Source organism: Pseudactinotalea sp. (genome assembly GCF_048594945.1).
Classification (GTDB): domain Bacteria; phylum Actinomycetota; class Actinomycetes; order Actinomycetales; family Beutenbergiaceae; genus Pseudactinotalea.
In genome coordinates this window covers 1-10,486 of the sequence record NZ_JBMDXJ010000549.1, presented here as the reverse complement: position 1 = coordinate 10,486, position 10,486 = coordinate 1, and the positions used below count along the sequence as shown (strand labels likewise).

The following is a 10,486-nucleotide window of genomic DNA, read 5'->3' as shown; positions in this document are numbered from 1 at the left end:
CGCACCGAGGACTACGGCTTCAAGATCAGCGAGTTCCCGCACCTCATCGTCAACCAGGCGCGCGTGCTCGACTACTTCGCCGAGGCCGCGGTGAACGGGCCGGCGCGGATCGTGCCGGACTACGGCGTGGAGTTCGTCTCGTTGGTGGTGCACGACGGCGGTGCTCGCCCTGTCGAGGTCACCGTGCGTCATCTGGTGGGGGAGCGGGCGGGGCAGGAGCAGGCGATCCGGGCTGCGTATGTGGCCGGGTGCGACGGTGCGCGGAGCGGCGTGCGGGAGGCGATCGGCCGCCATCACGTGGGTGACACCTCGCAGCACGCGTGGGGCGTGATGGACGTGCTGGTCAACACCGACTTCCCGGACTGGCGCATCAAGTGTGCGATCACCTCGGAGGCCGGCAGCATCCTTCACATACCGCGTGAAGGGGGCTACCTGTGCCGCATGTACATCGACCTCGGCGCCGTACCTGAAGGCGACAACCACCGTGTCCGCACCACCCCGATCGAGAAGATCGTCCGGCGCGCGAACGAGATCCTCACGCCCTACATGCTCGACGTGCGCGAGGTGGCCTGGCACAGCGTCTACGAGGTCGGTCACCGCGTCACCGACGGCTTCGACGACGTCCCCTCCGGCGGCGACCGCACGCCCCGCGTGTTCCTCACCGGCGATGCGTGCCACACCCACAGCGCCAAGGCCGGGCAGGGTATGAACGTCTCGATGCAGGATGGCTTCAACCTCGGCTGGAAGCTCGGGTCGGTGCTGTCCGGCCGAAGCCCGGCCTCGCTGCTCGCCACCTATACCGCCGAGCGGCGCCCGGTGGCGCAGGAGTTGATCGACTTCGATCGCGAGTGGTCGGCGCTGATGGCCCGCAAGCCCGAGGAGATCACCGACCCGCAGGACCTCGCCACCCACTACCTCGCCACGGCGGAGTTCCCGTCGGGCTTCATGACGCACTACGGCCCGTCGGCGATCGTGGGCGGCGACGAGTACCAGGGTCTCGCGGCCGGGTACCCGATCGGCATGCGATTCACGTCGGCCGAGGTGGTGCGGGTGTGCGACGGCAACGCCACCCATCTCGGTCACCATGCCAAGGCCGACGGCCGCTGGCGCCTCTACGCCTTCGCCGACGCCGAGCGATCGGCGCTCACGGAGTGGGCCGAGTGGATGGCATCGCTGCGGGCGCCACTCGCCCTGTTCACCCCGCCCGACGGCGATGCCGACGCGGTCTTCGACGTCAAGGTGGTCTATCAGCAGGGTTTCGAGGAGATCGACATCCACACGGTGCCGGAGGTGTTCCGACCGCGCACGGGCCCGCTCGGACTGATGGAGTGGGAGAAGGTCTACGCCGCCGGCCCGAGCGCCTGGACCGACGTCGACATCGTCGCCGAGCGCGGCATCTCACGCGACGGCGCGGTGGTGGTGGTCCGCCCTGACCAGTACGTGGCGCACGTGCTCCCGCTGACCGCCCGTGCAGAGCTCACCGACTTCCTCGCCCAGAGCCTGCTGCCCGCCCGCTGAGCAGCCGAGCTCCGGAGGCCGCCGCACGGTCGAGATCGTGGTTCTGGGCCGAGATCGCGGAAAGGTTCCAGCCATCTCGACCCGACACAGCGATCTCGACGCGTCTCAGCGGGGCGGTGCCGTGTTCGCGCGGAGGATCTCCTCCTGGTACGGGGCCACCACGGTGGGGGAGACGCGCAGGTCCAGCAGCAGGAACGGGCGCTCAGCGGCAGCCCGCGCGGTCCAGTCCGCGAGCACGTCGAGGTCGGCGATCTCTCGCACCACCACCCCCTGCGCACCCACGGCGCTCGCGAGCGCCGCGAAGTCGACCTCGGGGATCAGCATCGGCTCCTGCGCGAGTCCCTGCCGGCCGTACACGTGCACCTCGGCGCCGTACGCGCCGTCGTTCCACACCACCGCGAGGCCGCGCCCGCCCGCTACGCGGACCGCCGACTCCAGGTCGGCACACGCCATCAGACCACCGCCGTCGCCGGTGCTCAGCACCACGGTCGCCTCCGGCTTGGCCTGCGCGGCGCCGGCCACGCTCGGGAAGCCCAGCCCGATCGACTGAAACGCGGTGCCCACCATGATCATGCGGTCCGGCGAGGCCACCGGCCAGAACATGTTCGCCCAGCCGATGAAGTGACCGCCATCGGAGACCACCACCCGATCCTGCGGCAACAGCGCGGCGAGCCGCGACGCCGCCGAGCGCGGGTCGAGCCGCCCGTCGGACGCGACGCCCCTGCCCGTGTCGTGGACACGGGCACCAGCCACGTCGACGCTCTCGCGCCAGGTGCTCGGCGGCGTCGCGAGCCTCTCGATCTCGCTCGCCACTGCCTGGGTGACCAGGCAGGCGTCACCGCTGACGAACCCGCTCACGTGGGGGTGGGTTGCGGTGGGGGCGGCGTCGATCTGCAGCAGCTGGGCGTCCGGCGCGAGCAGCTCGCCGAACCGCATCGTGAACTGGTTGAGCGAGGCGCCCACCGCCAGCACCACGTCGGCCTGGCGCACGAGTGCCATCGCACCCTCGGCACCGAAGCCGCCGGCCACCCCGAGGTCGAACTCCGCACGCGGGAACACCCCACGGCCGAGCGCCGTGGTGACCGTCAGCGCGCCGGTCAGGTCGGCGATCCGCCCCAGTGGCTCCCGGGCCTCCGCGAGCCAGGCGCCGCGACCCGCGAGCAGCAGCGGCCGCTCGGCCGCGGCCAGAGCCTGCGCGAACCCGGCCGCGCGCGCCTGCGCGACCTCCCCAGCCGGCCCCCGCGGGGGTGCCACCCGAGGCTCCAAGGGTGCCCCGCCGTCGTCGGGCACATCCATGGCGACCACGTCATAGGGGAGTGCGAGCACCACGGGGGTGCGGTAGGAGAGCGCGTGCTCGATCGCGAGCACCACGGTGCCCGCCGCGTCGGCGCGGCCCACCGTGTAGGTGCGGACACCCACGGCGGAGGCGAGCGCGATCTGGTCGACATCCCACGGGCGCTGCCCCGAGGTCGGCGCCTCACCGGCGATCAGCAGCAGCGGTACGCGCGCCTGCGCTGCCTCGGCGAGTGCGGTCACGGTGTTGGTGAAGCCGGCGCCGTAGGTCGCGGTCGCGGCGGCGAGGCGGCCGGAGGCGCGGAAGTAGGCGTCGGCGGCGACCACGCAGCCGGCCTCGTGGCGCATCGCGGTGTACCCGACGCGGCTCTGGCGCTCGAGGGCATCGATGAGGTGGGCGTTCCCGTTCCCCATCAGCCCGAACACGTGATCGACGTGGTGGGCGAGGGTGCGGGCGACATGGCTCGACAGGGTCGTCACGGCCGGGCTCCTTCGGTGGCGGCGGTGTCCCGAGCATAGGAGCGTGCGGCCCCGCGAGTCAGGCGTCGGGCGGGAACGTCATCGCGGTGCCGCGGACCGACACTGCCACCGGCGTGCCGGCCGACAGCAGCCGCGGCCCGGCAGCGCGGGCCAACACCATCGTGCCGGAGCCCTCGAGCCGCACGCGGTAGCAGCTGTCGTGGCCGAAGTACTCCACGTCGGTGACGGTGCCGCTGACTCCGTTCGCGTCGGTGCCCTCGATCCGCGGAGCGAGCTCAAGCTGCTCGGGGCGCAGCACCGCCAGCACCTCGCCGGCGGGCAGCGATGTACCGAACGTGCCGAGCTCGCAGCGCGCGATCGCGCCATCGCTCGTGGCAGGCAGCGCCACGGCGTCACCGACGAACGAGGCGGCCCACGCGTCAGCGGGCCGCTGGTAGAGCGTCGCGGGCGGGGCGTCCTGCAGCAGCCTGCCCTCGCGCAACAGCGCCACCCGGTCCGCGAGCGAGAGCGCCTCGTCCTGGTCGTGCGTGACGAGCACCGCGGTGGTGCGGCTGCGGCGCAGGATCTCCTTGACCTGCGTTCGGAGCTCGGTGCGCAGCGCCGCGTCCAGGGCGGCGAACGGTTCATCGAGCAGCACGAGCGCCGGCTCGGGTGCCAAGGCACGCGCGAGCGAGACGCGCTGACGCTGTCCGCCCGAGAGCTCATGAGGCCGCCGGTGCGCCAGCCCGCGCAACTCCACGAGGTCCAACATCGCGGCCACGCGCTCGGCACGAGCCTCGGGTGCCATCCGCCGCGCGCCCCGGCTGCGCAACCCGTACGCGACGTTCGCCGCCACGTCCAGATGTGGGAACAGTGCAGCCTCCTGCGGTACCAGCCCGATCCGGCGGCGCTCCGGTGGCACCCCGCGTGGACCATCGGTCACGAGCGCGCCGGCGATCTCGACCCGACCTGAGACTGCAGGCAGCAGGCCGGCGACCACGCGCAACAGGGTGGTCTTGCCGCAGCCGCTGGGACCGAGCACGGCGACGAACGACTCGGGTGGGAGCGCGAGGGTGACGTCGTGCAGGACCGCATCGGTGCGGCGGTCGCGGCGGTGTGCGCCCGCGGCCGGGTAGCCCGCGGTGAGCCCCGTGACGGCGAGGGCCGGCGTGGGCGAGTTCATCGAGCCTCCTCGGAGGTGAGGGTGCCGCGCGAGAGCAGCAGGGCGGGCACGCTCGCCACGGCCACGAGCGTGATCGCGTAGGGCGCGGCGGCGCCGTACGCGGCGATGTCGGTCAGCTGCCAGAGCCGGGTCGCCAGGGTGTCGGTGCCGATCGGCCGCAGCATCAACGTGGCGGGAAGCTCCTTCATCACCGTGAGCGCCACGAGCAGCGCCCCCGCCGTGATTCCCGGCCAGGCCAGCCGGCCGGTGACCGCGATCGAGGTGCCGGCGCGGGAGCGTCCGAGCGTGCGCGAGGCGTCCTCGAGCGCCAGCGGAACCTGCGCGATCGCCGTGCGGACCGAACCCGCCGCTTTCGGTACGAACAGGATGCCGTAAGCGAGCACGAGCGCCAGCATCGTCTGGTAGATCCCGGGCAGCAGCGCCAGCGTGAGGTAGACCATCGACAACCCGAGCACGATCCCGGGCAGACCGTGCGCGAGGTAGGTGCCGGTCTCGAGCGCTCCCACGGTTCGCGTGCGGTGGCGCGCGGCGAGGATCCCGATCGGCAGCGCCAGCAGTGTGGCGAGCGCCGCCCCCGCCAGACCCAGCCCCACGGTGGCCAACGCCGCCGCGAGCAGCCGCTCGAGCTCCGCCTCCCGCTGCGCGATGCTGCGCGCCGCACGCTCCAGCATCGTGACGACCGGGACGCCGATCGCAGCAACGGTCACCGCCGTGAGTCCCGCACCTGCGGCCAGCTGCCCCGGAGCGCGGAGGCGGATCGGCGTGCGCGCCGTGGTCGCCGGAGGCGTCAGCTGGCCGACCGCTCGACGGCGGACCGCACGTTCCGCAGCGACCACACCCAGCGCCAGGGCCACCAGCAGCAGCGACAACGTCAGCGCCAGCGAGCGGTTGAAGCTCCCGGAGAACGCGGTGTGGATCGCCCACGTGAACGCCGGATACCGCATCACCGAGACCACCCCGAACTCGGCCAGGCAGTACAACGCCACGAGCAACGCACCCGCGCCGGCAGCCGGCGCGATCTGCGGCAGCGTGGTGGTGACGAACGCCCGCCACGGGCCGGCCCCCAGCGTGCGGGCGACCGCCTCGGTGTCGGTCTCGGCACGGCGCAGCGCGGCCGCCACCGGCAACGTGACGTACGGCGTCGAGACCAACGTGAGCACGATCAGCGAGCCCCAGAACCCGCGCAGCGGGGTCAATGACACCCAGGCGAAACCCGCCACATAGGAAGGGATCGCGAGCGGCAGCGCGACCAGCATGAGCCAGCCACGACGCCAGGCGAGGTTCGTGCGGGTCACGAGGTACGCCGTCGGGACCCCGAGCAGGAGACAGGCCGCGGTGGTGGCGCCGACGAGACCGACCGTGTTGAGCGTGAGCGTCCAGGTGCGTGAGCGCCAGAACGATCGCCACGCACCGCCGTCCGGCTGCTGCGCGAGATCGGCCACCACGAACACGATCGGCGTGGCCAGCAGCGCGACCACCACCGCGGCGAGCACGAGCAGCGCCACCGGCGGGCGCCGACGCAGCACGCGCATCGTCCGGGCAGCACGATCCCGCCGGCGCACCAGAGTGGGCCGGCGGGAGTCGGTGCTGTGCTGCGACAGGGGTCTGGCTCAGCCGACCGTGAGGCCGGCCTCGTCGATGAGCAGCGCGCTCTCGTCGACCGTGCCGAGCAGCGACAGGTCGATGTCCGGGCCGACCAGCGACTCCAGCGGCGGGACCCCCTCGGGGTCGGCAACGCCCTCGACCAAGGGGTACTCGTAGGACTGCTCGGCGAAGTAGGTCTGGGCGTCCTCGGACAGCAGGAACTCGACGAACGCGAGAGCATCCGCGCGCCCCTCGCCGCCGGTGAGGATCCCGACGCCGGTCGCGTTGACGAGGGCTGCGAGGTCGCCGTCGGCGCCGAACTTCAGCTGGGCGCGCATGTTCTCGGCGCCCTGCTCGGCGGCCGCCTGGTACCAGTAGTAGTGGTTGATCAGACCGAGCTGCACCTCGCCGGCGTTGACCGCCTCGAGAATGCCGCCGTTGCGCTCGTACGTCTGGGCGTCGTTGGCGACCAGTGCCTCGAGCCACGCCGAGGCGGCATCCTCGCCGTCGAGCTCGCGCATCGCCGTGACGAAGGCCAGGAAGGAGGCGTTGCCCGGTGCGACGCCGACCTGGCCGGCCCACCGTGGGTCGATGATGGCCTCCGCAGTGTCCGGCGCCTCGTCCTCGGAGACCTGCTCGGAGTCATAGGTGACCACGCGCGCGCGGCCGGTGACGCCGACCCAGGTGCCGTCGTCGGCCGTGTAGGCCTCGGCGACCTGGCCGAGTACGTCGGCAGGCAGCTCGACCAACAGCCCCGAGTCCCCCACGAGACCGAGCGCGCCGGCCTCCTGCGAGAGGAACACATGGCCGGGGCTGTTCTCGCCCTCGGTGAGCAGCAGCTGCGCTTGCTCGGCGCTGCCCGCGTACCGGACGTCGACCTCGATGCCGCTGGTCTCCTCGAACATCTCGAAGAGCGGCGCGACCAGATCTTCGCTGCGGCCGGAGTAGACGACGAGCGCACCCTCATCGGCGCCGCCGGCGTCCGAGGTCGAGTCCCCACCGGTCGGGTCGGGCTGGTCGCCGGTGTCGGCCGGGTCGGAGGAGCAGGCGGTGATCGTGAGTGCCAGGGCGGCAGTGGCAGCCGTGACAAGGGTGGCGCGACGGGAAACGCGCATGCGGAGACCTCGCAAGGGAGTGGGTAGACAGAGTCATCCAGCTCGGCCGCCCGTGGTCGCAGACCGCTTCCACGCAAAGGGCGCCGGCTGGTGAGTTGAGGCTATCCTTACCTCGATTCCGATCGGCTCCCGAAGATTGGGGGGTGCGTGCCGAGCACCGTGACCGCCACGCGTCGCCGGGTCCTCGTGGTCGACGACCACCGGGTCGTGGCCGACCTGCTGGCTGGTGCACTCGACGGCGCACCCGACCTGGAGTGCGTGGGCGTCGCCGCCGATGGTCCCGAAGCGCTCGAACGTGCTGCGCTCACGCGCCCTGACGTGGTGCTGCTCGATGTGCGGCTGCCTTCGGTCGATGGGCTCGCGCTGCTGCGCTCGCTGCGCGCGGCCCACTCTGACCTGCGGGTCAACATGCTCACGGGCCACCCGCGGCCGGATCTGGAGCGCGAGGCGCTCGCCGCGGGGGCGAGCGGGTTCCTCGCGAAGGACGGGCGGCTCGCGCACGTGCTCGACGCCGTCCGCACCGCGTCCCCGGCTCGGCCCGCGCGCGATCCCGGGCTGACCTCGCGCGCGGCGACTGCACGCGAGCAGCTGACCCGGCGCGAGCACGAGGTGCTCTCAGTGCTCGCCGAGGGCGTCGACGTACGTGGGATCGCCGGGAGGCTCGGACTGAGCATCCACACGACCCGCGATCATGTGAAGGCCGTGCTCGCCAAGCTCGAGGTGCGTTCGCAGCTCGGGGCTGTCGCCGCGGCGACCCGGCTGGGCATGGTCCGGGCCGGCGGTGGCTGAGGTCCGTCGGGCTGAGCACACCGCGATCCGGCGCTATCTGCTCGCCACGGCCGCCGTGCTGCTCGCGGTCATCGGGGTCACGACCGGCGGCGCGTGGTGGTTCGCGCGCGCGGAGGCACGGGAACAAGCCAGGGATGTCGCGCAGAGCTTCGCCCGCACCGTGGCTGCACCGTTGCGGATCGCCGACCTGCACGCCGATCGCGAGGGCGGCGGCTCCCGGGAGGCTCTCGGGGCGGCCGTGACCGCACTGCTCGACGGCGACGACGTGTACCGGGTGAAGGTGTGGCTGCTCGAGGACGAGCATGTCGAGATCGTCTACTCCGACGAGCTCTCGATCGACGGTCTCCGGGTGCCGGTGAGCGAGGTGCTCGCGGAGGCATTGAGGACGATGTCGCCCGTGGTGACCTCCGTGCCCGACGACGACGCACACGCCACCGAGGTCACCTCACCGCACCAGCTGCTCGAGGTGTACGTGCCCTTCCGGGACGCCGGGGGTGAGGTCGCCGTGGCCGAGCTGTACCTGATCACCCGGGTGGACGAGCGCGCGGTCGAGCTGGTGAGCCACGTGCTCCCGCTGGTGGTCGGCGGACCGGTGCTGCTCGCCGCCGCCACCATGCCGCTGGCGCTCCGGATGGCGCGGTCGCACGGACGCGCCGAGCGCGATCGCCGGCAGCTGGTCGACCAGGCGCTGGCGGCCTCGGAGGTCGAGCGGCGCAGGCTGGCCCAACGGCTCCATGACGGAGTGATCCAGGATCTCGCGGCGATCGGTATGGCGCTCGAGGTGGAGACTGCGCAGGGTGGCCCGGTGCCGGTCGGGCTGGCAGAGCGGGTGCGGACGGAAGCGCGACAGCTTCGGGCACTGCTCGACGAACTGGATCCGCCCGGCGCCGTGCAGGGTGACTTGCGGAGCGCACTCGCTGCTGCCGCCGCCCCGGGCACAGCGGTCACGGTGTCCGGGGCGGCGCTTGAGCGGGTCGAGGGGCGGACCCGTGACCTCGTCCACCGGGCGGCGTCCGAGCTGATCCGCAATGCTGTCCGGCACGCCAGTGCGAGCGAGATCGTGGTCGAGCTGGTCGATCGCGCCGGGTGCGTCGGGGTGCGTGTGCGCGACGACGGCGTCGGTTTCGACCCAGCCGTCGTGCCGTCGGGCCACCACGGACTGCGCCTCATCCGCGCCGCCGTGACCGAGGCCGGCGGCGAGTACGAGGTGCGCAGCGGGTCGGCCGGCACCACGGTCGAGGTGCGTATCCCGTATCGGTGACCGGCGCCCAGACAGCGAGACACATCACACTCTCGCGGGTATCGGTGGATATTTAGGCAAGGCTACCCTTGCCTAGTTCTTCCCCCCCCGTTTGAACGGAGCACTCCATGCGCGTCTCGCGCCCGATCGCCGCGCTCGTCGCTGCGGCAGCAGCATCACTCGCCCTGGCCGCGTGCGCGGGCAGCCCCGCCGGCGAGGGTGGCGCTGACGATCCCACCACGCAGTCCGAGGAGGAGGGTGGCGGTGACACCGCGCCGTCGGCCGAGTTCCCGATCACCATCACGCACGCGTTCGGCGAGACCGTGATCGAGTCGCAGCCGGAGCGGGTGGCAACGGTCGGGTGGAGCAACCAGGAGGCCGCGCTCGCGCTCGGCGTGGTGCCGGTCATCATGGAGGCCGCCACCTGGGGCGACGACGACGGCAACGGCGTGCTGCCGTGGGTCGAGGACAAGCTCACCGAGCTCGGCGCCGAGACGCCGGAGCTGTACGACGGCACCGACGGCGTGGACTTCGAGGCGATCGCCGACGCGGCGCCCGACGTCATTCTCTCCGCCTACTCGGGCCTGTCCCAGGACGACTACGACACCCTGAGCCAGATCGCACCGGTGGTGGCCTTCCCGGAGGTCGCCTGGGGCACCACCTGGCAGCAGACGATCACGATGAACGGCACGGCGCTCGGCCTGCAGGCCGCGGCCGAGGCACTCGTGAGTGAGCTCGAGGGCCAGGTCAGCGACGCCGTCGCCGATTACCCGAACCTCGGTGGCGGCGAGGGCGCGAGCTTCTTCTTCTTCGACGTCAACGACCTCTCGAGCATCGGCTTCTACGCGCTGGTCGACCCGCGCTCGCTGTTCCTGGTGGAGCAGGCCGGCTTCAGCGCCCCGCAGGTCATCACCGACGCCGGCACCGAGGAGTTCTACTCCTCGATCAGCGCCGAGGCGGTCGACGAGATGGCCGACGTGGACGTCATCGTCACCTACGGCACCGGCGAGGAGCTCGAGGCCCTGCAGGCCGACCCGCTGCTCTCGCGGATCCCGGCCGTGGCCAACGGCGCGATCGTGTTCCTCGACGAGGCGGTGGACCCGGTGACGGCCTCCTCGGCGAACCCGAGCCCGCTCGGCATCTCGCACCTGATCGAGAACTACCTGCCGCTGCTGAACGAAGCCGCCGGCAAGGCAGCCTGAGATCGGAGTCGCCACGCAGACCACCGCAGACCACCCAGTGACCGCTGTCGCTGTGGTCAGGCCGGCCGCCGACGCACGTCGGCGGCCGGCCTCGGTGCGCCTG

At 72.2% G+C, this 10,486-nt stretch carries 8 protein-coding genes; 4 read left to right on the top strand and 4 right to left on the bottom strand.

Features of this window, described 5'->3' with window-relative positions; translation table 11 throughout:
• Nucleotides 1-1,518: FAD-dependent monooxygenase (locus ACOJSN_RS24920; protein ID WP_420115178.1), on the top strand; the 1,518-nt coding region annotated here is incomplete at its 5' end.
• Between the two features lie 105 nt (nucleotides 1,519-1,623).
• On the opposite strand, the gene ACOJSN_RS24915 is transcribed toward ACOJSN_RS24920, so the two are convergent.
• From ACOJSN_RS24915 to ACOJSN_RS24900, 4 genes are all read right to left on the bottom strand, one after another.
• Complete coding sequence (locus ACOJSN_RS24915; protein ID WP_420115177.1) at nucleotides 1,624-3,291, bottom strand: thiamine pyrophosphate-binding protein; 1,668 nt, start codon at nucleotides 3,289-3,291, stop codon at nucleotides 1,624-1,626.
• Between the two features lie 58 nt (nucleotides 3,292-3,349).
• Complete coding sequence (locus tag ACOJSN_RS24910; protein WP_420115176.1) at nucleotides 3,350-4,453, bottom strand: ABC transporter ATP-binding protein; 1,104 nt, start codon at nucleotides 4,451-4,453, stop codon at nucleotides 3,350-3,352.
• Nucleotides 4,450-5,985, bottom strand: a complete 1,536-nt coding sequence (locus ACOJSN_RS24905) for an ABC transporter permease (protein WP_420115175.1) — start codon at nucleotides 5,983-5,985, stop codon at nucleotides 4,450-4,452. The genes ACOJSN_RS24910 and ACOJSN_RS24905 overlap by 4 nt, the downstream gene beginning before the upstream one ends.
• Before the next feature lie 78 nt (nucleotides 5,986-6,063).
• Nucleotides 6,064-7,152: an iron ABC transporter substrate-binding protein gene (locus ACOJSN_RS24900; RefSeq protein ID WP_420115174.1), complete on the bottom strand. Its 1,089-nt coding sequence runs from the start codon at nucleotides 7,150-7,152 to the stop codon at nucleotides 6,064-6,066.
• A gap of 147 nt (nucleotides 7,153-7,299) precedes the next feature.
• Between ACOJSN_RS24900 and ACOJSN_RS24895 the strand changes: the two genes are divergently transcribed.
• The 3 genes from ACOJSN_RS24895 to ACOJSN_RS24885 all read left to right on the top strand — a co-directional run bounded on the left by ACOJSN_RS24895 (nucleotide 7,300) and on the right by ACOJSN_RS24885 (nucleotide 10,383).
• A complete protein-coding gene (locus tag ACOJSN_RS24895; RefSeq protein ID WP_420115173.1) occupies nucleotides 7,300-7,941 on the top strand; it encodes a response regulator in 642 nt (213 codons plus the stop codon).
• The gene (locus ACOJSN_RS24890) at nucleotides 7,934-9,202 is read left to right on the top strand and encodes a sensor histidine kinase (protein WP_420115172.1); all 1,269 of its coding nucleotides are present in this window, start codon (nucleotides 7,934-7,936) and stop codon (nucleotides 9,200-9,202) included. Before ACOJSN_RS24895 ends, ACOJSN_RS24890 begins: the two co-directional genes overlap by 8 nt.
• 107 nt (nucleotides 9,203-9,309) lie before the next feature.
• Nucleotides 9,310-10,383 carry an iron-siderophore ABC transporter substrate-binding protein gene (locus tag ACOJSN_RS24885; protein ID WP_420115171.1) on the top strand — a complete coding sequence of 358 codons (1,074 nt, stop codon included), beginning with the start codon at nucleotides 9,310-9,312 and terminating at the stop codon, nucleotides 10,381-10,383.
• The last annotated feature ends 103 nt before the right edge of the window (nucleotides 10,384-10,486 follow it).

Bases quoted from the DNA above. Each gene is read 5' to 3' on its own strand.
- ACOJSN_RS24910 (WP_420115176.1), bottom strand. From the start codon at position 4,453: ATGAACTCGCCCACGCCGGCCCTCGCCGTCACGGGGCTCACCGCGGGC.
- ACOJSN_RS24900 (WP_420115174.1), bottom strand. From the start codon at position 7,152: ATGCGCGTTTCCCGTCGCGCCACCCTTGTCACGGCTGCCACTGCCGCC.
- ACOJSN_RS24905 (WP_420115175.1), bottom strand. From the start codon at position 5,985: ATGCGCGTGCTGCGTCGGCGCCCGCCGGTGGCGCTGCTCGTGCTCGCC.
- ACOJSN_RS24885 (WP_420115171.1), top strand. From the start codon at position 9,310: ATGCGCGTCTCGCGCCCGATCGCCGCGCTCGTCGCTGCGGCAGCAGCA.